General features: G+C 46.7%; 24 protein-coding genes. 21 read left to right on the top strand and 3 right to left on the bottom strand.

Features of this window, described 5'->3' with window-relative positions; genetic code table 11:
- Positions 1–2 precede the first annotated feature (2 nt).
- Positions 3–1199 carry a pyridoxal phosphate-dependent aminotransferase gene (locus ICN37_RS09055; protein WP_216156851.1) on the bottom strand — a complete coding sequence of 399 codons (1197 nt, stop codon included), beginning with the start codon at positions 1197–1199 and terminating at the stop codon, positions 3–5.
- 84 nt (positions 1200–1283) lie between these two features.
- On the opposite strand from ICN37_RS09055, the gene yaaA reads away from it, so the two are divergent.
- Both yaaA and ICN37_RS09045 read left to right on the top strand, forming a co-directional pair.
- The gene (gene yaaA, locus ICN37_RS09050; protein ID WP_216156848.1) at positions 1284–2060 is read left to right on the top strand and encodes a peroxide stress protein YaaA; all 777 of its coding nucleotides are present in this window, start codon (positions 1284–1286) and stop codon (positions 2058–2060) included.
- Positions 2060–3271 (top strand): DUF2863 family protein, encoded by a 1212-nt coding sequence (locus tag ICN37_RS09045; RefSeq protein WP_216156846.1) that lies wholly within the window; start codon positions 2060–2062, stop codon positions 3269–3271. Before yaaA ends, ICN37_RS09045 begins: the two co-directional genes overlap by 1 nt.
- 119 nt (positions 3272–3390) lie before the next feature.
- Here ICN37_RS09045 and ICN37_RS09040 read toward each other — a convergent pair whose 3' ends face one another.
- Positions 3391–3765 (bottom strand): hypothetical protein, encoded by a 375-nt coding sequence (locus tag ICN37_RS09040; protein ID WP_216156843.1) that lies wholly within the window; start codon positions 3763–3765, stop codon positions 3391–3393.
- A 10-nt stretch (positions 3766–3775) separates the two neighbouring features.
- Positions 3776–4765, bottom strand: a complete 990-nt coding sequence (locus ICN37_RS09035; RefSeq protein ID WP_072582234.1) for a malate dehydrogenase — start codon at positions 4763–4765, stop codon at positions 3776–3778.
- Between the two features lie 158 nt (positions 4766–4923).
- Between ICN37_RS09035 and ICN37_RS09030 the strand changes: the two genes are divergently transcribed.
- The 19 genes from ICN37_RS09030 to folC all read left to right on the top strand — a co-directional run bounded on the left by ICN37_RS09030 (position 4924) and on the right by folC (position 22635).
- The gene (locus ICN37_RS09030; RefSeq protein WP_216156840.1) at positions 4924–5661 is read left to right on the top strand and encodes a GntR family transcriptional regulator; all 738 of its coding nucleotides are present in this window, start codon (positions 4924–4926) and stop codon (positions 5659–5661) included.
- A 144-nt stretch (positions 5662–5805) separates the two neighbouring features.
- The gene (gene sdhC / locus ICN37_RS09025; protein WP_216156838.1) at positions 5806–6225 is read left to right on the top strand and encodes a succinate dehydrogenase, cytochrome b556 subunit; all 420 of its coding nucleotides are present in this window, start codon (positions 5806–5808) and stop codon (positions 6223–6225) included.
- A gap of 24 nt (positions 6226–6249) precedes the next feature.
- Positions 6250–6615: a succinate dehydrogenase, hydrophobic membrane anchor protein gene (sdhD, locus tag ICN37_RS09020; protein WP_072582237.1), complete on the top strand. Its 366-nt coding sequence runs from the start codon at positions 6250–6252 to the stop codon at positions 6613–6615.
- A gap of 4 nt (positions 6616–6619) precedes the next feature.
- The gene (sdhA, locus tag ICN37_RS09015) at positions 6620–8398 is read left to right on the top strand and encodes a succinate dehydrogenase flavoprotein subunit (protein WP_072582238.1); all 1779 of its coding nucleotides are present in this window, start codon (positions 6620–6622) and stop codon (positions 8396–8398) included.
- A 16-nt stretch (positions 8399–8414) separates the two neighbouring features.
- Entirely contained in the window at positions 8415–9119 is a 705-nt protein-coding gene (locus ICN37_RS09010) for a succinate dehydrogenase iron-sulfur subunit (RefSeq protein WP_216156835.1), read from the top strand.
- Positions 9116–9385 carry a succinate dehydrogenase assembly factor 2 gene (locus tag ICN37_RS09005; RefSeq protein ID WP_215321902.1) on the top strand — a complete coding sequence of 90 codons (270 nt, stop codon included), beginning with the start codon at positions 9116–9118 and terminating at the stop codon, positions 9383–9385. Before ICN37_RS09010 ends, ICN37_RS09005 begins: the two co-directional genes overlap by 4 nt.
- Positions 9386–9467: 82 nt before the next feature.
- Entirely contained in the window at positions 9468–10781 is a 1314-nt protein-coding gene (gene gltA / locus ICN37_RS09000) for a citrate synthase (RefSeq protein WP_216156832.1), read from the top strand.
- A 17-nt stretch (positions 10782–10798) separates the two neighbouring features.
- A complete protein-coding gene (gene leuC, locus ICN37_RS08995) occupies positions 10799–12208 on the top strand; it encodes a 3-isopropylmalate dehydratase large subunit (RefSeq protein ID WP_216156830.1) in 1410 nt (469 codons plus the stop codon).
- 12 nt (positions 12209–12220) lie between these two features.
- Positions 12221–12424, top strand: coding sequence for a hypothetical protein (locus ICN37_RS08990; RefSeq protein WP_215321905.1), 204 nt, complete (start codon positions 12221–12223; stop codon positions 12422–12424).
- A gap of 23 nt (positions 12425–12447) precedes the next feature.
- On the top strand, positions 12448–13095 hold the full coding sequence (gene leuD / locus ICN37_RS08985) for a 3-isopropylmalate dehydratase small subunit (protein WP_215321906.1): 648 nt from the start codon (positions 12448–12450) through the stop codon (positions 13093–13095).
- 23 nt (positions 13096–13118) lie between these two features.
- Entirely contained in the window at positions 13119–14189 is a 1071-nt protein-coding gene (gene leuB / locus ICN37_RS08980; protein ID WP_215321907.1) for a 3-isopropylmalate dehydrogenase, read from the top strand.
- An 82-nt stretch (positions 14190–14271) separates the two neighbouring features.
- On the top strand, positions 14272–15429 hold the full coding sequence (gene asd, locus ICN37_RS08975; protein WP_216156827.1) for an aspartate-semialdehyde dehydrogenase: 1158 nt from the start codon (positions 14272–14274) through the stop codon (positions 15427–15429).
- Positions 15430–15439: 10 nt separating this feature from the next.
- A complete protein-coding gene (locus ICN37_RS08970) occupies positions 15440–16822 on the top strand; it encodes a FimV/HubP family polar landmark protein (protein WP_216156824.1) in 1383 nt (460 codons plus the stop codon).
- Between the two features lie 3 nt (positions 16823–16825).
- On the top strand, positions 16826–17677 hold the full coding sequence (truA, locus tag ICN37_RS08965) for a tRNA pseudouridine(38-40) synthase TruA (RefSeq protein WP_216156821.1): 852 nt from the start codon (positions 16826–16828) through the stop codon (positions 17675–17677).
- 25 nt (positions 17678–17702) lie between these two features.
- Positions 17703–18380 (top strand): phosphoribosylanthranilate isomerase, encoded by a 678-nt coding sequence (locus ICN37_RS08960; RefSeq protein WP_215321911.1) that lies wholly within the window; start codon positions 17703–17705, stop codon positions 18378–18380.
- A gap of 30 nt (positions 18381–18410) precedes the next feature.
- Positions 18411–19604, top strand: coding sequence for a tryptophan synthase subunit beta (trpB, locus tag ICN37_RS08955; RefSeq protein ID WP_216156818.1), 1194 nt, complete (start codon positions 18411–18413; stop codon positions 19602–19604).
- A 9-nt stretch (positions 19605–19613) separates the two neighbouring features.
- Entirely contained in the window at positions 19614–20411 is a 798-nt protein-coding gene (gene trpA / locus ICN37_RS08950; RefSeq protein WP_215321913.1) for a tryptophan synthase subunit alpha, read from the top strand.
- 6 nt (positions 20412–20417) lie between these two features.
- A complete protein-coding gene (gene accD / locus ICN37_RS08945) occupies positions 20418–21305 on the top strand; it encodes an acetyl-CoA carboxylase, carboxyltransferase subunit beta (RefSeq protein ID WP_216156815.1) in 888 nt (295 codons plus the stop codon).
- Positions 21306–21309: 4 nt separating this feature from the next.
- Positions 21310–22635, top strand: a complete 1326-nt coding sequence (gene folC / locus ICN37_RS08940) for a bifunctional tetrahydrofolate synthase/dihydrofolate synthase (protein WP_216156813.1) — start codon at positions 21310–21312, stop codon at positions 22633–22635.
- Position 22636 lies beyond the last annotated feature (1 nt).

Genomic DNA, 22636 nt, shown 5'->3' with positions numbered 1-22636 from the left:
CTCTATAAATTTTGTAAGCGTTGTAACGCATTGGCGAGAGTTTGCTCTTGCTTTGCAAAACAAAAACGAATGACGCCAGACTCGGTCGGTTGATCATAAAAAGCAGAAACTGGAATAGCAGCTACCCCAACTTTACTAGTAAGCCATTTGCAAAAATCAGCCTCATTCAATTTGGCCTGGGGGATTCCTAGTGCCGAGTAATCAGCGCATTGAAAATAACTACCGGGGCTAGGAAGCAATGTAAATTTGGTTTTACTTAAGCCAGTCCTAAAAAAATCTCGCTTAGCTTGATAAAAGGCCGGAAGATTTAAATAATGGTTTTCATCTGTAAGATAAGCAGCCAAGCCATATTGCATGGGGGTATTGACGGCAAATACATTGAACTGATGTACCTTGCGGAATTCTTTTGTCAGCGCAGATGGCGCAGCTACATAACCCACTTTCCAACCAGTGACGTGATAGGTCTTGCCAAAGCTAGAAACTAGAAAGCTCCTAGCTGCTAACTCTGGATGAGAGGAGATGCTGTGGTGCTTGGCGCCGTCATAGACCATATGCTCATAGACTTCGTCACTCAGAATCAAGGCGGAAGTATCGCGAACTAAGGCTGCTAGGTGATCAAGATCTGATTTATCCCACACCATGCCAGTTGGATTATGCGGAGTGTTAATCAGAATGAGTCGCGTTTTAGGATTAATAGCATTTGCCAATACATCCCACGGAATTTGATACGAAGCCACTTGTCCTGATTCATCACGTACGACCTGCAATGAAATGGCAATCGTTTTGCCCCCAGCTAAATCTATTGCAGGTCGGTAGCAGTCAAAGGCGGGTTCAATGATGATGACTTCATCGCCAGGACCAACGCAAGAGAGTACGGCTGTAAATATGGCCTGTGTGCCACCTGCGGTAATTGTGATTTCAGTATCAGCGTCGTAGTGGTGACTATATAAACGGCTGATCTTATGGCTAATGCCATGACGAAGTTCTGCAACTCCAGCCATAGGGGGGTATTGATTGTGATCTGCCAACATGGCGGCATTCACATCAGCAATCAGTTTTCTGTCGCATGGAAAGTCCGGAAAGCCTTGCCCAAGATTAATCGCCTGATGCTCTGCGGCCAGGGAGGACATCACCGTAAAGATGGTGGTTCCAACTTTTGGTAGGCGACTTGGAAAAGAGGGTGTCTCTAGCGGGTTCATGAGGGCAGGGGTAATGATCGGCCTTTTACAGCGGATATATTCGGTAGTCGCTAGAATGGTAAAAATACATAAACAAATTGTGCCATGCTGATCGTTCTTTCACCTGCTAAATCCTTGGATTACAAGACCCCCGCCAAGGTCAAGTCACCCACTTTGCCCGAGTTTGTCTCGGAATCAGCCAAGCTTATTGCTGATCTCAAGAAACTAGCACCGCAAGACATTGCCAAATTGATGGGTTTATCCGATCAGTTGGCTATTTTGAACGTTGGTCGCTACCGGGATTGGTCTAAAAAATTCACAGAAGAAAATAGTAAGCCGGCGATTTATGCCTTTGATGGGGATGTCTATGATGGTTTTGACGTTAAAACGCTGAATGCCAAAGCGGTAGAGTTTGCCCAAGATCACATCCGAATTTTGTCCGGCCTTTATGGCGCGCTGAAGCCTCTGGATTTGATGCAGCCTTATCGCTTAGAAATGGGCACCTCATTCAAAAACGCCAGAGGTAAGGATCTTTATGCATTCTGGGGGAGTCGCGTAACCGATTCCATCAAAAAGGTTTTAGAAAAGCAAAAGAAGCCAGTACTACTGAACCTGGCTTCAGAGGAGTATTTCAAGGTACTCCAACCTAAAGAATTGGATTGCCAGGTCATTTCCCCGGTATTTCAGGACGCCAAGGATGGTAAGTACAAGATCATTTCTTTTTATGCCAAGCGAGCTCGAGGCTTGATGGCTCGCTATGTGGTTGAGAATCGCATTACTGATCCCGCTGATTTAAAGGGCTTTAATTTGGATGGCTACAAGTACTATGCCGCTGAATCAAAAGTAGATAAGCCTGTATTTAGAAGGGCAGAAAGAAAATAATGGCCGTGCATCGCACTAAAGCATCGCAACGGAATTCTCCAGAAGTGGAGAAGATGGTGGCTGACGCTATTTCTTTGGCCGCATCTGGCAGTCAGATCGAGGATCGCTTCTGGGAAGAGCGCTTGAACGTACGCTTAATGCGCTTGCTCAAAAGTCAAAATCAAAATGTGATTGATGCCGCCCTAGATCAAACCTTCCGTATCAATACAGTAGCCTTTGAAGTACTTGCCGACATTGCAGAAACCTTGGCTGAGTCATTGAGGGTTGAGCATGAAGGGCAGGAGTGGGATGTATTGTTACTAGCAATGCCTATCGTTGCGCATACTCGTTATCAGATTCCATCCGGGCCATTACCTGTCAATATTATTGAGTCAACTGCTCAGGCCCTACATAGCGCTATTGCCTCAACTGACACGCGCATTGCTATTGTTCCTTGGCTTTACAGCATTGATCAAATGCCGCATTCCCATTGTCAAACGCGCGTGCTGACAGAAGCATTGGCAACCGCGGCAATCTCCGGAAAAGATGTCAAGCTTGAGTTGCGTAACATGTCGGAAACGATTGCCGTATTAGCGGATCCACGCTTTATTATTGCCGCCTTAAGTGCGCCGAGCGGCTCTCCCATTTTCCGCTGGCAGGCAGAACCACCGGCTCGCCAAGAGCGTGGCGTGAGTTTGATTGGTTGGCAAACTGCTATGCAGGAGCCGATAGCATCTCTACTCCCTGGTTGTGAATTTGAGCTGCTCTTACCGGAGGCTTATTTCACAAACTGCCGTTTGGCTGATAAGCACGTGCGACCTTTGAGTATTCGTGCAGCAGTCAATTTCTTAGAGAGCACTCTCGGGATATTGCCTGCTGGCTTATCGTGTGTGGTCGGCGCCTTTGGAGAAGAGCAGGCGGATGAGTATCGAATATCGTTCAGTGTAAAAGGTTCATCCGAAGTAATGTATGGAGTGATCTGGCCTCTGTATGACAGAGAAAGCGTGGCAAGCGACGCCTTAAACGACCTGTCAGATGATGAGAGTCCCATTAAAAAGATTTGTGATGCCTTGCATGATGCAGGAGTGGAGGATGTATTCCGACATGCCATGCTGTTTGATCCAGAACTCTGCGATGACTGTGGTGCACCTTTATTTCCAGATCGCTCAGGTGAAGCAGTTCACGCCGAAATGCCAGACGATGCACCATCACAGCAACCTTTGTTTCACTAGATTAAACAAAGAGGCAAAACAAAGAAGCAAAAGAAAAATATATCAATAAAATAATAGAAACACTAAGCAATAAAAAAGCCGAGAAATCTCGGCTTTTTTATTTGATGCAGTGTGAGAAATTAATTCTGCACAAAAGGTTCTGCGCCAGCAAACAAGTGTGGCAACTTACCAGATCTCATATCTGCTGTTTGGCAGAAATCGGCAAGACGTACACCCGCTTTAATGTTAAATAGCATTGCTTTGTTCCCCAATACCACTAGGTCGAAACCAGAGTTGGTATTTTTGTAACGAAGGCTGCCCGGCAATGAAGTTTGGCGATCCAAATCATACGTTTTGGATTCCCAAGTTAAGCGGATCTTTTCAGTTGAGCCAGTAGTTTTGAATTGCTTGCTTTCTTGACAGGTCCAAGTAAATACTTCTTCATCAGCAAATGCATTTGCAGCGCCTAAAGCGCTAGCAAGCACAAGGCTAATGGCGAGAAGGTTTTTCTTCATCTAGTTTTCCTTATGAGAGCAAGTGCTTAACGCCAGCCTGCTCTTCGAGTAACTCATTCAAGGTGTGGGTCATGCGCTCACGGGAGAATGCATCGATCTCTAAACCTTCGATCATTTTGTATTCGCCGTTTTCGCAAACCACTGGGAAGCCATAAATCACTTCAGCAGGAATGTCGTATTCGCCTTTAGAAGGAATACCCATCGTTACCCACTTACCGTTAGTACCGAGAACCCAATCATGAATGTGATCAATCGCCGCATTGGCTGCAGAAGCTGCAGAAGACAGGCCACGCGCTTCAATGATGGCTGCGCCACGCTTACCAACCGTAGGAATAAATACATCTTTGTTCCAAGCTGCATCGTTGATAGAGTCTTTGACTGACTTGCCATCGATCGTTGCAAAGCGATAGTCTGGATACATTGTTGGGCTGTGGTTGCCCCATACAACTAATTTCTCAATATCAGCTACTGGCTTGTTCAACTTGCTAGCCAATTGTGAGAGGGCACGGTTGTGATCCAAGCGCAACATGGCTGTGAAATTCTTGGCAGGAATATCTGGAGCAGATTTCATGGCGATGTACGCATTGGTATTTGCTGGGTTACCAACAACCAACACTTTTACAGTCTTCTTAGCAACTGCATTTAATGCTTTGCCTTGAGCTGTGAAAATTTGTGCATTAGCGGAGAGCAAGTCTTTACGCTCCATGCCAGGGCCACGTGGGCGTGCGCCAACTAAAAGGGCAACGTCGATATCTTTAAAAGCGGTCATTGGGTCAGAGTGTGCTGACATACCTGCCAATAGCGGGAATGCGCAGTCTTCCAACTCCATCATGACGCCAGTTAAGGCTTTTTGAGCTTTTTCATCAGGAATCTCAAGCAATTGCAGGATGACGGGCTGATCTTTGCCTAGCAGGTCGCCATTGGCGATGCGGAATAGAAGGGAATATCCGATTTGACCGGCTGCACCGGTTACAGCGACACGCATTGGGGCTTTTGCCATTACTGAGAACTCCAGAAGTTGGTTAAGAGGGTTAATTAATGAAAACTTTTCTATTATCCATTCAAGTGTAGGGACTTTAGCTTTACACTGTCAATGATGTCTTATATAAGACTAGAATTACTTTGAATTTTATCCAATTGACACGGCCTGGAGTTAATTTGTCTGATGTAAATTTGCCTGTTGCCTCATTTAGCCCTCTGTACGAACAGATCAAGGCGATGATTTTGGCTAGTTTGCAAGCCTCGGAATGGCTGCCAGGAATGGCCATTCCCAGTGAGATGGAGCTTGCAGCCCGTTATGCCGTCAGTCAGGGTACCGTTCGCAAGGCTATTGACGAGCTTGCGGCCCAAAATCTATTAGTTCGACGGCAGGGTAAGGGCACCTTTGTCGCGACCCATCAAGAGGATGATTGGCAGTACCGTTTTTTACGTTTAGCCCCGGATTCTGGTGAGAAATTTCACCTGACCAACCAGTTTTTGACCTGTGAAAAGGTCGAGGCTACGACTTATGTGGCTAATTTGCTCAAATTAAAGGCAGGGGACCCCATTATTCATATTGATCGGGTTCAGAGCTTTGCAGGCAAACCTATTGTTTTTGAAGAGATTTTTCTGCCTGGAGCCCGTTTTAAGGGTCTGGACCTTGAAGTGCTTAATGCTTGGCATGGTCCCGTCTACGCATTTTATGAGGGGCATTACGCCACCCATATGGTGCGTGCAGAAGAAAAAATTAAGGCTGTAGCTGCTGATGAAATGCTGGCAAAACATCTGCATCTGGAAGAGGGAGCACCACTCCTTTCTGTAGAGCGGGTGGCTTTCACCTACGGGAATAAACCAGTAGAAATTCGTCACGCTAGATACGACACTTCAGAGCAGCATTACGAAAACAAATTGAACTAAGCGCGTTGATGAACATATCCGTTAAAACCCCTATTAAACCCCTATAAACCCGTAAAAATCCCCACCAGCCCTAAGGTTTCCAATAGAATATGTTGCGATACAACAAAACCACAATGAACCTCCACCTAAAGATAGAGATTACCCATGGTTGATTCACAGCAAAATGTAAAAAAAGATAGACCGGTTTACCGAAATATTGGTCTTGCCCAGTTGATTAAATACCGCCTTCCTTGGGCCGGTAAAGTGTCAATTCTTCATCGCATTAGCGGGGCAGCGATGTTCCTCTTGTTGCCATTTATTTTGTATCTCTTCGACCAGAGCCTCGCTTCTGAGTTGAGTTATCAAAAATTCCAAGCTTTCACCGGCAACATTTTGGTCAAGATTATTTGCCTTGGCTTGATTTGGTCTTTCTTGCACCACTTCTGTGCTGGTATTCGCTATCTCTTACTTGACTTAGAAATCGGCGCTGAGAAGTCTGAAGCAAATCGTTCGGCCATTTTTGTTTTGTTCCTCGGCTTGGCTTTGACTGCTGTAGTGGGTCTCAAATTATTCGGCGTGTACTAAGCGCACATCATTTAAGGAAATTTCATGCCTATTTATCAAATTGGACCAAAGCGCTTAGTTGTAGGCGCGCACTACGGCCTTAAAGAATGGATCATCCAGCGCGTTACTGCGATAGTGATGGTGGTATTTACGATTGTTTTGTTAGTGGACTATTGCATTACTGGCAGCGCTACTTATGAAGGTTGGTCTGCTTTATTTAGCAACCAATTCATGAAGTTATTGACGCTCTTAGCATTTATCAGCTTGTTCTACCACGCTTGGATTGGTATCCGCGATATCTGGATGGATTACATCAAGCCCGTCAGCATTCGTTTAACACTTCAAGTGTTAACTGTTCTGTATCTCGTAGCCTGTGCGGCCTATGCCGTGCAAATTTTGTGGAAAGTGTAATTCGATGACTGCAATTAAAAAATCATTGCCACGCCGCCGTTTTGATGCGGTGATTATTGGGGCAGGTGGTTCTGGTATGCGCGCATCATTGCAGTTGGCTGAAGCCGGCTTGAATGTTGCAGTACTTACTAAGGTATTCCCAACACGTTCACATACTGTTGCTGCACAAGGTGGTATCGGTGCTTCATTAGGCAATATGAGTGAAGATAATTGGCACTATCACTTCTACGACACCATCAAAGGATCTGACTGGTTGGGTGACCAAGACGTGATCGAGTTCATGTGTCGCGAAGCTCCTAAAGTGGTTTACGAGTTAGAGCACTTTGGTATGCCGTTTGACCGTAATCCAGATGGCACGATTTATCAGCGTCCATTCGGTGGCCACACAGCAAACTATGGCGAGAAGCCTGTGCAACGTGCTTGTGCTGCTGCTGACCGCACTGGGCATGCCATGCTGCATACCTTGTATCAACGTAACGTGCGCGCTAAAACAAACTTCTTTGTAGAGTGGTTGGCGCTCGATTTAATTCGTGATGATGCAGGTGATGTTGTTGGCGTTACTGCACTCGAAATGGAAACAGGCCAGGTCTATATTTTGGAAGCCAAGATTGTGATGTTGGCAACCGGTGGTGCAGGACGTATTTGGGATGCATCGACAAACGCGTTTATTAATACCGGCGACGGTATGGGCCTTGCCGCTCGCGCAGGTATTCCATTGGAAGATATGGAATTCTGGCAATTCCACCCAACTGGCGTAGCTGGTGCAGGTGTGTTGTTGACAGAAGGTTGCCGCGGTGAAGGCGGTATTTTGCGTAATAAAGATGGCGAGCGTTTCATGGAACGTTATGCGCCAACCTATAAAGATTTAGCTCCACGCGATTTCGTATCCCGCTGTATGGACCAAGAAATCAAAGAAGGGCGCGGTTGCGGTCCTAACGGTGACTATGTTGTGCTCGATCTGACGCACATTGGTGCTGAGACCATCATGAAGCGTTTGCCTTCTGTATATGAGATTGGTATTAACTTTGCGAACGTGGATGTCACTAAAGAACCAATTCCAGTAGTACCTACGATTCATTATCAGATGGGCGGCATTCCTACTAACATCAATGGTCAAGTGGTTGTGCCGGCTAACGGCATTCACAATGAAATCGTCAATGGTTTGTATGCAATTGGTGAGTGTTCATGTGTATCCGTTCACGGTGCGAACCGCTTAGGCACTAACTCATTGCTTGACCTCTTGGTATTCGGTCGTGCAGCCGGCAACCACATTGTTGGCCTAGATCTGAAAAATCGCGAGTTCAAGCCGTTGCCTGCGAATGCTGGTGAGCAAACATTGGAGCGTATTGCGAAGTTGGATAACTCCACTTCAGGCGAGTACGCGCAAGACGTTGCAAACGATATTCGTAAGTGCATGCAGAAATATGCTGGCGTGTTCCGTAATCAAGAGTTGATGGATGAAGGTGTTCGTCAAATGGCTAAATTGACAGAGCGCGCTAAGCACTTATGGGTTAAAGACAAATCCGAGATTTTCAATACAGCACGTATTGAGGCTTTGGAAGTGGCCAACTTAGTTGAGACTGCAAATGCAACTATGATTTCTGCTGCAGCTCGTAAAGAGAGTCGTGGTGCGCATTCGCATGATGACCATCAAGAGCGCGATGATGAGAATTGGATGAAGCACACCCTTTGGTACAGCGAGGGAAATAAGCTTTCTTACAAGCCAGTTGTCTTGAAGCCTCTCACTGTTGAGTCCTTCCCTCCTAAAGAACGTACTTTCTAAGCAAAAGAGATAGAAGATGAGTGATATCCGTATATTCGAAATTTACCGCTACGATCCAGATGTTGATGCTGCTCCACGCATGCAACGTTATGAGTTGGAACTCACTGGTGAGCGTATGTTGTTAGATGCTTTGATTTCTTTGAAGAAGCAAGATGAGTCTATTTCTTATCGTCGCTCATGCCGTGAAGGGGTGTGCGGTTCAGATGCTATGAACATCAACGGTAAAAATGGTTTGGCTTGTTTGACCAATATGTTGACTTTACCTAAGGTCATCACGTTGCGCCCATTGCCTGGCTTGCCAGTAGTGCGCGACTTGATCGTCGACATGACTTTGTTCTTCAAACAGTATTTGTCAATCAAGCCTTACTTGGTAAATGACAATCCACCTCCTGAAAAAGAGCGTCTCCAGAGCCCAGAAGAGCGTGAAGAGTTGAACGGTTTATATGAGTGCATCTTGTGTGCGTCATGCTCAACTTCATGCCCATCTTTCTGGTGGAATCCAGACAAGTTCGTTGGCCCAGCTGGTTTACTGCAGGCTTATCGCTTTATAGCTGATAGCCGTGATGAAGATGCCAATCAGCGCTTGGATAATTTGGAAGACCCATACCGCCTGTTCCGTTGCCACACCATCATGAATTGCGTAGACGTATGTCCTAAGCACTTGAACCCAACGAAGGCAATTGGCAAGATCAAGGAGTTGATGGTTCGTAGGGCAGTATGACCCTCGGCAATGCAGAGTTATATCGTTTAAAGAGTGATGCTCGTAGGGGCTTGCTAGAGAACGATTTAATTCTGCAGCGTTTCTTTGAGCGTTACGGTACTCAATTAAGCGTAGAAGATGGAAAGGTATTAAGCCAGTTATTAGCTTTAGATGACAACGACTTAATGGATTTATTGATAGGTCGCAAAGATTCTGTAGCCAGCCTGGAGAAAGAGATGCAAACAGACTCTTTTAGGATGGTTTTACAAAGGCTGAGAGAGAAGTAATTCAGTATTTTGGTGCAGTAGTTGTATAGGCGCATGAGCGAATAGTGTATTAATCATATTTTTGAATGACTAAGGATTAGAAATGATTGAATCGGACATCAAAGCAAAACTCTCGTTTTCGGATGGAACACCAGATATTGATCTGCCAATTTATAAGGGGACAGTGGGTCCTGATGTAATCGACATTCGTAAGCTCTATGGTCAGACTGGTAAGTTCACTTACGACTCAGGTTTCTTATCTACTGCGTCATGTAATAGCAAAATTACCTACATCGATGGCGATAAGGGTGAGTTGCTCTATCGCGGCTACCCAATTGAAGATTTAGCTAATAACTGCGACTTCTTGGAAGTTTGCTACCTTTTGATAAATGGCGACTTACCAAATGCCGCTGAGAAAAAAGACTTTGAAGAAATGGTCATGCACCACACGATGGTTCATGAGCAAATGCAATTCTTCTTGCGCGGTTTCCGTCGCGATGCGCATCCAATGTCAGTATTGACCGGCTTGGTTGGTGCAATGGCTGCCTTCTACCATGATGCGATTGACTACAGCCAACCTAAAGCCCGCGAAGTAGCGCAAATTCGTTTGATTGCGAAGATGCCAACTTTGGTTGCGATGGCTTATAAATATTCTGTAGGTCAACCATTTATCTATCCTGATAACTCTTTGTCATACACCGCTAACTTTATGCGCATGATGTTTGCAACACCATGTGAAGAGTACAAAGTAAATCCAGTATTGGTTCGTGCTTTGGATCGCATCTTTACATTGCATGCAGATCATGAGCAAAATGCTTCCACTTCAACTGTGCGTCTGTGTGGTTCATCAGGCACCAATCCTTTTGCAGCGATCTCTGCTGGCATTGCTTGCCTCTGGGGCCCAGCTCACGGTGGTGCAAATGAAGCCTGCTTGCAGATGTTGAATGAGATTCAAGCGAATGGCGGCGTAGATAAGATTCATGAATTTATCGCTCAAGTAAAAGATAAGAACTCAAGCGTTCGCTTGATGGGCTTTGGACACCGCGTTTATAAAAACTTTGACCCGCGTGCAAAGTTGATGCGTGAAACCTGCTACGAAGTATTGAATGAACTGGGTCTCCAAGATGATCCATTGTTCAAGTTGGCCATGACTCTTGAGAAGATTGCTTTGGAGGATGACTATTTTGTAAGCCGTAAGCTCTATCCAAACGTAGACTTCTACTCAGGTATCGTGCAACGTGCTTTAGGTATCCCAACAGAAATGTTCACCTGTATTTTTGCACTGGCAAGAACAGTAGGTTGGATTGCTCAGTGGGAAGAAATGATCACTGATCCTGAGTACAAAATTGGACGTCCACGTCAGTTGTACGTGGGTGAAACAGCGCGCAAGGTTCCGAACATCTCGGTTCGTAAATAAGGTATTTAAGGTCTCTCATGTCTCGTACGCTTTATGACAAATTGTGGGACGACCACGTTGTTTACTCTGAAGAAGATGGCACAGCCACGATTTATATCGATCGTCAGTTGCTTCATGAGGTAACCAGTCCCCAGGCATTTGAGGGTTTGAATTTGGCTGGCCGTCCAGTTTGGCGTATCTCCGCTAATTTGGCAGTTTCTGATCACAACGTACCAACGACGGATCGCTCCGAAGGAATTACTGATCCGATATCTAAGTTGCAAGTAGATACTTTGGATCAAAACTGCGATGCCTTTGGGATTACCCAATACAAGATGAATGACACCCGACAAGGGATTGTTCACGTCATCGGGCCAGAGCAGGGTGCAACCTTACCTGGCATGACCGTGGTTTGTGGTGATTCTCACACTAGTACGCATGGTGCTTTTGGTGCTCTGGCGTTCGGTATTGGCACTTCGGAAGTCGAGCATGTATTGGCAACCCAAACGTTGCTCATGAAGAAGAGCAAAAACATGCTGGTGCGTGTTGATGGTCGTCTGCAGCCAGGCTCCACTGCTAAGGATATCGTTCTTGCAGTGATTGGCAAGATTGGTACTGCAGGTGGTACGGGTTACACCATAGAGTTTGCTGGCGAAGCCATTCGCAACCTTTCAATGGAAGGTCGTATGACTATCTGCAATATGGCGATTGAAGCTGGCGCGCGCGCTGGTTTAGTTGCTGTAGATGAAACTACGATTGAATATATTCAGGGTCGTCCATATGCGCCTAAGGGCCCAGCGATGTTGCAGGCATTGCAATATTGGAGAACCTTGCATTCAGATCCTGATGCAAAGTTTGATGCCGTAGTTGAATTGCGTGCAGAAGAAATCGCTCCACAGGTTACCTGGGGAACTTCACCAGAAATGGTGCTGGCGATTAGTGAACGTGTTCCTGACCCAGAAAAAGAGCGTGATCCAAATAAGCGTTCAGCAATGGAGCGTGCTTTGGAGTATATGAACCTTGTACCAAATACACCATTGAGCAGCATCTCTATAGATAAAGTATTTATCGGCTCATGCACTAATAGCCGCATTGAAGATATGCGTGCTGCTGCTAAGGTGGTCGATCGTCTAGGTAAGAAAGTAGCTGCTAATGTGAAGTTGGCACTAGTTGTACCTGGTTCTGGTTTGGTAAAAGCACAAGCAGAGCGTGAGGGTTTGGATCGTATATTCAAGGCTGCTGGCTTTGAATGGCGTGAGCCAGGTTGTTCTATGTGCTTAGCCATGAATGCTGATCGCTTGGAGCCTGGAGAGCGTTGCGCCTCAACATCGAATCGTAACTTCGAGGGTCGTCAAGGTAATGGTGGTCGCACGCATTTGGTTAGCCCTGCGATGGCTGCTGCTGCGGCGATCGAAGGTCACTTTGTTGACGTACGTAAGATTTCATAAGGAAACTGATCAATGAAATTTTCTTCACCCTCTTTAATTTCTAGACTAGCAATTATTGGCGTCGCTGGAATTATTATTTCTGCCTGTAGCAGCACCATGGAAGGTGTTGGTAAAGACTTGCAGAACATGGGAACTTCCATGGGCGGATCTGGCAATGCGCAAAATAATCAATCTCAAACCAAGGGTAAGGATGTTGTTGTTACCCCTGTGAAGTAAACATTTAGAGTAAAAGTCGAATCATGGAAAAATTTACGGTATACAAAGGTTTAGTTGCTCCGCTTAATCGCGAGAACGTGGATACCGATGCCATTATTCCGAAGCAGTTTCTTAAATCAATCAAGAAGACTGGGTTCGGTCAAAATCTGTTTGATGAATGGCGCTATCTCGATCATGGTGAGCCTGGTCAAGATTGCAGCACACGTCCCATCAACCCTGATTTTGTTCTCAATCAACCACGCTACAAAGGCGCTGGCATTCTGTTGGCTCGTAAGAACTTTGGCTGCGGCAGTTCCCGTGAGCATGCTCCCTGGGCCTTGGATCAATTTGGCTTTAGAGTGGTGATTGCGCCTAGTTTTGCAGATATTTTCTACAACAACTGCTTCAAAAACGGTGTTTTGCCAATTGTTTTGACTGAAATGCAGGTTGACCATCTTTTTAACGAAACACAAGCGTTTAACGGTTATCAATTAACAGTCGATCTAGCAGCACAGCAGGTTATTGCCCCTGATGGCACTGCTTATAGCTTTGAAGTGGCCCCATTTAGAAAGTATTGCCTTCTTAACGGCTTAGACGATATTGGCCTAACCCTGCAACATGCAGATAAAATCAAGGCTTATGAAGCCGAGCGCATTCTAAAAATGCCTTGGCTTGCGACACAATTGCCGTAATTTCGTTGATTTAAAGGCCTTTCATGAAAATTGCAGTTCTACCGGGCGATGGTATCGGCCCGGAAATCGTTGCTCAAGCTGTTCGAGTGCTCCAAGCGCTTGGCCCAAAGTTTGATTTAGAAGAAGCTCCCGTAGGCGGAGCAGCTTATGACATCGCTGGACATCCTTTGCCACCAGCCACCCTAGAGCTCGCTAAAAAAGCGGATGCTATTTTGTTTGGTGCGGTAGGTGATTGGAAATACGACACACTTGCACGTGAACTGCGTCCGGAGCAAGCCATCTTGGGTTTACGCAAACACCTCGAGTTGTTTGCTAATTTCAGACCAGCCATTTGTTACCCAGAGCTCACTGCTGCATCCAGCCTTAAGCCAGAAATCATTGGCGGCTTGGATATCTTGATTGTGCGTGAGCTTAATGGAGATATTTATTTTGGTCAGCCACGCGGTATTCGCACTTCAGAGTTGCCTTTGTTCAAGGGCGCTCGTGAAGGTTTTGACACTATGCATTACAGCGAGCCTGAAGTGGAGCGCATTGGACATGTTGCTTTTGAGGCAGCACGCAAGCGCGGTAAAAAAGTGTGCAGCGTAGACAAGGCAAACGTCTTGGAGACTTCACAGCTTTGGCGTGAAGTCATGATTCGGGTTTCTAAAGACTATCCGGATGTTGAGTTATCCCATATGTATGTGGATAACGCTGCAATGCAGTTGGTTAAAGCACCTAAAGCATTCGATGTGGTGGTAACCGGCAATCTGTTTGGTGACATCTTGTCTGATGAGGCTGCTATGTTGACTGGCTCCATTGGTATGCTGCCATCTGCATCCCTGGATAAGAACAACAAGGGCTTATACGAGCCAAGTCATGGTTCTGCACCCGATATTGCTGGTAAGGGCATCGCCAATCCATTGGCAACTATTTTGTCGGCTGCAATGATGTTGCGTTATTCATTAAGCATGCCTGCAGAAGCGGATCGTATTGAAAGTGCGGTACAGAAAGTATTGGCACAAGGATTGCGTACTGCCGATATTTACACCGAGGGCACGAAAAAAGTATCAACGGTTGAAATGGGCGATGCTGTAGTTGCAGCGCTTGCGTAAGATATTAAACAGAAGCAAAACAAGAAGCAAAACAAGAAGCAAAACAAGAAGCAAAACAAACACATTCACTAGATAGTTCATCATGGCAAATTCAAAAACACCTTTAGTTGGTTTAGTTGGCTGGCGCGGTATGGTCGGCAGCGTTCTCATGGAGAGGATGTTGGCTGAAAAAGATTTCGACCTAATCGAGCCTGTATTTTTTAGTACCAGCCAAGCGGGTGGTGAGGTACCTTTGCTCAATGGTCAAAAAGTGACTAAGACCGAAAGCGCCTTGCAAGATGCGAATGACATCAAAACATTGTCACGTTGCGACATCATCTTGACTTGCCAGGGTGGTGACTACACCAATGACATCTTCCCCAAGCTTCGTGCAGCAGGGTGGAATGGTCACTGGATTGATGCAGCTAGTGCGTTACGCATGAAGGATGACGCAGTATTGGTTTTGGATCCCGTTAATCGCCCGGTGATTGATAAGGCTTTAGCCGCTGGGGGGAAGAATTGGATCGGTGCTAATTGCACTGTGAGTTTGATGATGATGGCTATGGGTGGTTTGGTTAAGGCTGACATGGTTGAGTGGATCAGCGCGATGACTTATCAAGCAGCTTCTGGTGCTGGTGCTCAAAACATGCGTGAGCTATTACTGCAAATGGGTGCTTTGCGTGACAGTGTAGCTACTGAGTTGGCGGATCCATCTTCTTGGATTCTCGATATTGACCGCAAGGTTACTGAGACATTACGTTCCGCTGATTTCCCGAATAAGAATTTCCGCAATACTGCTTTAGCGGGTAGCCTGATTCCATGGATCGACGTACCTGTTGAGAATGGACAAACTAAAGAAGAGTGGAAGGGTGGCGCTGAGTTCAACAAGATCTTAGGTCGTCCTGCATTCCGTACACCTGGCAGCATTCCAATTGATGGTTTGTGTGTGCGTGTTGGCGCAATGCGTTGCCATTCACAAGGTTTGACCGTTAAGCTGAAAAAAGATATTCCACTCAAAGAAATCGAAGCGATTTTGGCTGCAGATAATCAGTGGGTCAAAGTAGTGCCGAATGATCGCGAAACTACTGAGCGTGATTTATCACCTGCAGCAGTAAGCGGTACATTGACTGTACCTATTGGCCGTTTGCATAAGATGGCAATGGGCCCAGATTATTTGGGCGCCTTTACTGTTGGTGACCAACTCTTGTGGGGTGCTGCTGAGCCATTGCGCCGCATGTTACGCATCTTGCTTGAGAAGTAATTAAGCCTTTATGTTTCGTATTGGTCAACTAGGCTTAAAGCTACTTTGTGTTGTTCTGCTTAGTTGGTCATCTATTGCTGGTGCGATTAGCTTGGGCGCTCCTCAACTTCAGTCCCGTCCCGGTGAGCCACTGCGTGTAGAGATCCCAGTTCGAGTTGGTGCAGATGAGCAAGCTGCTTTATCTACCCTGAACGTGACAATGCCTAATAAGGCATCTTATGAGCGCTTAGGCATTTCACAAAAGATTCTTGACCTCAATCCGCAGGCAATGGTGTATCGCAATCGTCAAGAGCAACTGATGGTTTTGGTAGAGACGGTCAATTCTGTGCCGATGACTGATGATCCATTCTTAGATGTATTGGTTAATCTCAATTGGTCTAGCGGCAGCCTTACTAAGACGTTCACATTGTTACTCGGTGATGTGCAGAAGATCACCGTAAAGCCTGGTCAGTCCTTATCTGAAATAGCTGCCATCATGGCGCCTCAATTGGATGGTGCTAACTTAGATCAAACCATGATGGCCTTGTATAAGGCCAACCCTGATGCGTTTGCTAGCGGTAGTATCAATCGCTTGGCCGCCGGAGCTGAGTTGTCCAAACCCAGTCAGGCGCTGCTGCGCTCCATTAGTCCGACAGAGGCCAATCAGTTTGTAGCAGATGCTAACGAACAGTGGCGCACTGAACATGACGAAAAAGACGCGGGCGCTGCTAATGGAAAATCAGGTAATGCTAAAACAGGGGAAGTTGTTCCTAAGGATCGACTGAAGATTGGTTCAAGCGCTGATGGCAACGATCAAGAGCGTCGCTACACTGAAGAGTTGGTCGCTCAAGAGAAGATGTTGGAGCAGACTAAAGCTCGGGTTGCAGAGTTAGAAAAGAATATCGCTGACTTACATAGACTTCTAGATAAATCTAAGGAGAAGAAAGCAGTCGACAGCAATTTTGGCTTAGGTGGATTTGGCCCGGCTATCCTGGCTATTGGTTTGATTGGCTTGACAGGTTTATTGCTCTGGGGATTAGCCCGCAATGCGCGTCGCTCAGAGGCACCAAGCTTTCATGCTGATACACATCATGTTGCTAAAAATGATAAACCTGCAGCCAGCTCTCATTTTGAAATGCCGGCTCGTGCAAAGGCATTGTTTGATGGCATAGATCTTGATCTTTCAAAGCCTGCAAAAGAGGTTCCCGTAACAACTGCTGCCCCAGCGTCAAATCCACTTGCAGATACTTTGCGCGTCAAATTAAATCTAGCGCGTGCTTACATCACGATTGAAGATTTCTCTGCAGCTAAAAAGTCTTTGGATGAAGTGCTTCGTATCAGTAATTCTGTCGACCCAGCCATCACCATTGAAGCGCAGGGCTTGTTGGCAGAAATCTCGCATCGCAATACCTAGACTATGCGCATAGCCCTTGGCCTTCAGTATGACGGCAGCCCCTACTCAGGCTGGCAAACCCAAGTTAATCACAACACAGTACAAGATGAATTAGAAAAGGCCATTACAGCCTTTGTTGGTGAGCAGGCTTGTGCAGAACATCCCATTCATACGATTACCGCAGGAAGAACCGACACCGGTGTTCACGCCTTGGGGCAGGTTGTTCACTTCGATACCAATGTTGATCGTGAAGACTTTTCATGGGTAAGGGGAGTGAACTCATTCTTACCGTCATCGATTGTGGTCAACTGGGCAAAACCAGTTTCTGATGAGTTCAGTGCGCGCTTCTCTGCGTATGAGCGTGAATATATTTATGCCTTGCAAGCGGGACCTTGTCGTTCGCCGATGTCGCACTCACGCGCAGGTTACTTACTGGTGCCACCAAATCAATGGCTTGATGTAGAGGCTATGAAAAATTCAGCTGAGTGCTTGATTGGCGAACACGACTTTAGTTCTTTTCGTTCATCCGAGTGCCAGAGCAAAACACCGGTAAAAAAGATTTACTCCATTGAGATTATTTCTGAGCAACCATGGCTATATTTTCGAATTCAGGGAAATGCTTTTTTGCATCACATGATCCGCAATGTAGTCGGCTGTTTTTTGCAAATTGGTCAGGGTAGACAAAAGCCGGAGTGGATGGCCGAAGTCTTGGCTGCTAAGAATAGGCAAATCGCCGCTCCTACTTTTATGGCCGATGGCCTGTATTTTGCCAAAATCACTTATCCGGACGAATATGCCATCCCCCAGCCTTGGTTGGAAAACTCTTGGCTGCCAGATCAGGTCATTGGGAAACAAAAGAGAGCGCAAGGGAAATAAAGGCCCTTGGCCTTATCATTCATTTATGAGCTTGCTGACATATTCTCCGGACCGAACTAGGGTCAAAATCTGTGGCTTAAAAACGGCTGCTGACATCGATTCCGCTGTTTCTGCAGGGGTGGATGCCGTTGGCTTCGTCTTTTATCCACCCAGCGTACGCGCTGTGAGCCCCAATATTGCGGCCCAACTCATTTCCAGGCTCCCAGCAGGGGTGGATGCCGTTGGATTGGTTGTAAATGCTACAGATGAGCAATTTGCCGCAATTCGGGCTGCCGCCTCAATCACCTTATGGCAGTTTCATGGGGATGAGACCCCAGAGCGCTGTGCCCAGCTTGCTGCAGGCGAGCCTTGGATGAAGGCTGCTCGTGTAGGAACTGGCTTCGCTTTTGACGATTTTTCCCTACAATATGGGGATGCAAACGCTTTTCTGCTGGATGCCTTGGTTGAAGGATACGGTGGCGGGGGCGTTCCTTTTGATTGGCAGGGGATTCCACAGACATGGGTAAGCGAAAACGCGCCTCGGGTCGTTTTGAGTGGTGGATTGAACACGCACAACGTGGGCGAGGCCATTGCACGCCTGCATCCTTGCGCGGTTGACGTCAGTAGTGGCGTAGAAAGCAGCAGGGGTGTTAAAGATCCTGCGCTCATGGCCCAATTTGTTCAAGCAGTGCGCGCAGCGGATGCCAAAGCATCATCCCAATAATTTGCTGTAGATAAATCAAAAGAGGTAGCTATGTACGACAAGCCAGATGCACGAGGACACTTCGGTCCTTACGGCGGCGTGTTTGTTTCTGAGACATTGATGTTTGCCTTAGATGAGCTTAAAGAAGCTTATGCAAAGTATCAGTACGATCCAGAATTCATTGAAGAGTTTCATTACGAGTTAAAGCACTTTGTTGGTAGACCTTCACCTGTGTATCACGCTAAGCGTTGGAGCGAAATGCTGGGTGGCGCACAAATCTATCTGAAACGTGAAGATTTAAATCACACTGGCGCACACAAGATTAATAACGTGATTGGTCAAGCGATGTTGGCCAAGCGCATGGGTAAGCCTCGCATTATTGCTGAGACAGGAGCAGGGCAGCACGGTGTTGCTACAGCAACGATCTGCGCTCGCTTTGGTTTAGACTGCACGGTCTATCAAGGCTCTGTGGACGTAGCCCGTCAGGCGCAAAACGTATTTCGCATGAAACTCCTTGGTGCTAAGGTAGTTCCGGTGGAATCTGGTACCAAGACTTTGAAGGATGCGCTCAATGAAGCGATGCGGGATTGGGTTACCAACGTAGATAATACTTTCTACATCATCGGCACTGTCGCAGGACCACATCCTTATCCAATGATGGTGAGAGATTTTCAGAGTGTGATTGGTGAAGAGTGCAAAGTACAGATGCCAGAGATGACTGGTCGTCAACCTGACTATGTTTTAGCTTGTGTTGGTGGCGGCTCTAATGCGATGGGCATTTTTTATCCTTACATTGATTTCCCGGAAGTGAAACTCGTTGGTGTTGAGGCAGCAGGACATGGTCTGGGAAGTGGTTTGCATTCAGCAGCCTTGTGCGTTGGTACGCCTGGCGTGTTACACGGCAACCGTACTTATTTATTGCAAGACAAAAATGGTCAGATCTCTGAAACACATTCTGTTTCTGCTGGCATGGACTATCCCGGTGTTGGTCCTGAGCATGCATGGTTAAAAGATTCTGGTCGCGCAGATTATGTGGCCATTACAGATGAAGAGGCGCTCCAAGCATTCCATGATTGCTGCCAGATTGAAGGCATCATTCCTGCGCTTGAGTCTTCACACGCCATTGCTTATGCCTGCAAGCTTGCTAAGACCTTGTCAAAAGACAAGACTATCTTGGTCAACCTTTCTGGCCGCGGTGACAAGGATATGCATACCGTTGCGCAAGCAACAGGTTCAGAAGGTTAAGAAAGAGTTATGTCAAAAATTACTGCGCTCTTCAAGGAGCTAAAAGCAACAGGTAAGAAAGGATTGATTCCTTTTATTACTGCTGGTGATCCAGATCCTAAGCAAACCGTTGAACTCATGCATGCATTAGTTCGTGGCGGTTCAAGTGTGATTGAATTAGGTGTGCCATTTTCAGATCCAATGGCTGATGGTCCTGTCATTCAGAGATCATCGGAACGCGCACTGACTCAAGGTGTCACTTTGCATAGCTGCTTAGAGATGGTAAAAGAATTCCGCAAACAGGATGCTAATACACCAGTTGTTTTGATGGGTTATGCAAACCCAGTTGAGCAAATGGGAGCAGAGCGTTTTGCAACCGAAGCGAAGGCTGCTGGTGTCGACGGTGTTCTCGTAGTGGATTACCCACCAGAAGAGTGTGTGGACTTTGCCGCTCGTATGCGTGTTGCCGGCATTGACCCGATTTTCTTATTGGCGCCTACATCATCACATGAGCGCATAAAAGAGGCGGCCAAAATAGCCTCTGGTTATATCTATTACGTTTCTATGAGAGGGGTTACTGGTGCAGCTAACCTCAATACGCAGGATGTGGCCAGTATCATCCCGAAAATTCGTGAAGAGACAGATATTCCGATTGCTGTAGGGTTTGGTATTAGTGATGCAGCTAGTGCCAAGGCGGTATCGGTAAGTGCGGATGCGGTTGTGATTGGCAGCCGAATTATTCGTCTTTTAGAGGATGCGCCCCCTGGGCAGGCGGTACAATCACTGGAAACCTTCATTCGTGAGATACGCGACGCATTGGATAGCTAAAAACTAATGAGCTGGATAGATAAATTACTCCCACCCCAAATTCAACATACTGATCCTGCAAATCGCAAGTCAGTACCTGAGGGATTGTGGGTCAAGTGCCCTAGTTGTGAAACTGTTCTGTATAGCACTGACATTGAAGCCAATTTATCGGTATGCCCAAAATGTAGTCATCACATGCGTATCGGAGCACGTCTGCGCTTAGACAGCTTGCTAGATGAAAAAGGCCGCTACGAAATCGGCGCTGATATCTATCCAACTGACCCGCTGAAATTTAAAGACTCTAAAAAATATCCAGATCGCATTAAAGAAGCGAATGATGCTTCTGGTGAATCTGAGGCCCTCATTGTGATGGGTGGCAAGATTGAAACTATTCCTGTAGTAGCTGCTTGTTTCGAATTCCAATATATGGGGGGCTCAATGGGCTCTGTAGTAGGCGAGCGTTTTGCCCGCGGAGTGCAAGAGGCAATTAATAAGAAGTGCGCTTTCATTTGTGTCACTGCTACTGGCGGTGCGCGAATGCAAGAAAGCTTGTTATCGCTTTTCCAAATGGCGAAAACTAATTCGATGTTGACCTTGTTGGCTAAAAAAGGCTTGCCTTATATTAGCGTGCTCACTGACCCAACGATGGGTGGTATTTCTGCCAGCTTTGCCTTCATGGGTGATGTAGTGATGGCTGAGCCAAAAGCGTTAATTGGTTTTGCTGGCCCACGCGTGATTGAACAAACTGTTCGCGAAAAATTACCAGAAGGATTTCAGAGATCTGAGTTCCTAATGCAAAAGGGCGGCATTGACATGATTGTTGATCGTCGTCAGATGCGCGGTGAAATCGCGCGTTTACTTGCTTTGTTACAAAAGCTTCCTGAGCCTGCTATCGCGGGTAGCGCAGTCGTTTAAGCGCTTGAGCTCAGCACACCAAGCCCCCATATTATTTCCTAGCCTAGAGGCTTGGCTTAGCCACCTCGAAACTGCTCACCCCGTTGGCATAGACATGGGGCTTGAGCGCATCAATCGCGTGAAGGCTGCATTAGATCTCCATTTTGATTGCCCAGTAATTACGGTTGCCGGTACAAATGGCAAAGGCTCGACCTGTGCGTTTCTCGAGAGCATTCTGTTGGCTTCTGGTTATAGAGTCGGTTGCCATACCTCCCCACATTTACTCAAATTCAATGAGCGTGCGCGTATTAATGGTGAAGATGTCAAAGACAATCTCTTGCTTGAACATTTTGCTGCCGTTGAAAATGCTCGCGTGAGCCTGGTCGATGCTCCGACCTTAACGTATTTTGAGTTCACCACTTTAGCCATCATGCATCTGTTTGCTAAGTCCAATTTGGATGCAGTTGTCTTGGAAGTGGGTATGGGTGGTCGCTTAGATGCTGTCAACATCGTTGATGCTGATTGCGCAATTGTGACTAGTATCGATATCGATCATGCGGATTTTTTGGGGGGCACACGCGAAGCCATTGGCCTGGAAAAGGCGGGTATTTTCCGTCCAGGACATATCGCGGTGTGTGGTGATCCTGTGCCGCCACAATCGCTGATTGATCATGCTGAAAAGTTGGGCTGCGACCTCTGGTTACAGGGACGTGATTACAACTTCCAGGGTGATAAGCAGCAATGGGGTTGGGCAGGGCGTAAAAAGCGCTTTAGTGGCCTTGGCTACCCAGCGCTGCGGGGTGCTAATCAGATTCTGAATGCCTCTGCTGTTATTGCCGCCTTAATGGCATTGCACCAACGCCTACCAGTGAGCGCCCAGGATATTCGCAATGGTTTTGCTTTGGTTGAGCTACCAGGCCGATTCCAGGTTCTTCCGGGTCAGCCTACCGTGGTATTGGATGTTGCTCATAATCCCCATGCTGCTGCCACCTTGGCTCAGGGGCTCGATAAGATGGGTTACCACCCCTACACCTATGCCATTTTTGGAGCTATGGCTGACAAGGATATTGAGGGGGTGATTAAACCCCTCCTAAATATCGTGGATTTCTGGTTTTGCACTGATTTACCGACCCCCAGAGCTGCGAGCGCTAAGCTTCTGGCCGAGAAGCTTGAATCTATGGGAGTAAAGCAAAAAAATGGGTCAGATGGGGGTATTGAATGCTTCTCAGAACCCGCTTTAGCGTATCAAAAAGCGCTATCTTTGGCGGGTGAGGGTGATAGAATTGTGACCTTCGGATCCTTCTATACCGTTGCAGGCGTAATGACTTACCGAAACAACCAGGCCCACTGAT

Origin of the sequence: Polynucleobacter sp. P1-05-14, from assembly GCF_018881675.1 — a bacterium.
Classification (GTDB): Bacteria; Pseudomonadota; Gammaproteobacteria; order Burkholderiales; family Burkholderiaceae; genus Polynucleobacter.
This window is presented reverse-complemented; position numbering and strand designations above follow the sequence as displayed.

Coding starts and splice junctions, on each gene's coding strand:
- leuD (WP_215321906.1), top strand. CDS start 12,448: ATGGAAAAATTTACGGTATACAAAGGTTTAGTTGCTCCGCTTAATCGC.
- ICN37_RS08970 (WP_216156824.1), top strand. CDS start 15,440: ATGTTTCGTATTGGTCAACTAGGCTTAAAGCTACTTTGTGTTGTTCTG.
- ICN37_RS09035 (WP_072582234.1), bottom strand. CDS start 4,765: ATGGCAAAAGCCCCAATGCGTGTCGCTGTAACCGGTGCAGCCGGTCAA.
- ICN37_RS09005 (WP_215321902.1), top strand. CDS start 9,116: ATGACCCTCGGCAATGCAGAGTTATATCGTTTAAAGAGTGATGCTCGT.
- trpB (WP_216156818.1), top strand. CDS start 18,411: ATGTACGACAAGCCAGATGCACGAGGACACTTCGGTCCTTACGGCGGC.
- accD (WP_216156815.1), top strand. CDS start 20,418: ATGAGCTGGATAGATAAATTACTCCCACCCCAAATTCAACATACTGAT.
- sdhD (WP_072582237.1), top strand. CDS start 6,250: ATGCCTATTTATCAAATTGGACCAAAGCGCTTAGTTGTAGGCGCGCAC.
- sdhA (WP_072582238.1), top strand. CDS start 6,620: ATGACTGCAATTAAAAAATCATTGCCACGCCGCCGTTTTGATGCGGTG.
- asd (WP_216156827.1), top strand. CDS start 14,272: ATGGCAAATTCAAAAACACCTTTAGTTGGTTTAGTTGGCTGGCGCGGT.
- ICN37_RS09045 (WP_216156846.1), top strand. CDS start 2,060: ATGGCCGTGCATCGCACTAAAGCATCGCAACGGAATTCTCCAGAAGTG.
- sdhC (WP_216156838.1), top strand. CDS start 5,806: ATGGTTGATTCACAGCAAAATGTAAAAAAAGATAGACCGGTTTACCGA.
- ICN37_RS09040 (WP_216156843.1), bottom strand. CDS start 3,765: ATGAAGAAAAACCTTCTCGCCATTAGCCTTGTGCTTGCTAGCGCTTTA.
- ICN37_RS09055 (WP_216156851.1), bottom strand. CDS start 1,199: ATGAACCCGCTAGAGACACCCTCTTTTCCAAGTCGCCTACCAAAAGTT.
- truA (WP_216156821.1), top strand. CDS start 16,826: ATGCGCATAGCCCTTGGCCTTCAGTATGACGGCAGCCCCTACTCAGGC.
- ICN37_RS08990 (WP_215321905.1), top strand. CDS start 12,221: ATGAAATTTTCTTCACCCTCTTTAATTTCTAGACTAGCAATTATTGGC.
- ICN37_RS09010 (WP_216156835.1), top strand. CDS start 8,415: ATGAGTGATATCCGTATATTCGAAATTTACCGCTACGATCCAGATGTT.
- leuC (WP_216156830.1), top strand. CDS start 10,799: ATGTCTCGTACGCTTTATGACAAATTGTGGGACGACCACGTTGTTTAC.
- gltA (WP_216156832.1), top strand. CDS start 9,468: ATGATTGAATCGGACATCAAAGCAAAACTCTCGTTTTCGGATGGAACA.
- leuB (WP_215321907.1), top strand. CDS start 13,119: ATGAAAATTGCAGTTCTACCGGGCGATGGTATCGGCCCGGAAATCGTT.
- ICN37_RS08960 (WP_215321911.1), top strand. CDS start 17,703: ATGAGCTTGCTGACATATTCTCCGGACCGAACTAGGGTCAAAATCTGT.
- trpA (WP_215321913.1), top strand. CDS start 19,614: ATGTCAAAAATTACTGCGCTCTTCAAGGAGCTAAAAGCAACAGGTAAG.
- yaaA (WP_216156848.1), top strand. CDS start 1,284: ATGCTGATCGTTCTTTCACCTGCTAAATCCTTGGATTACAAGACCCCC.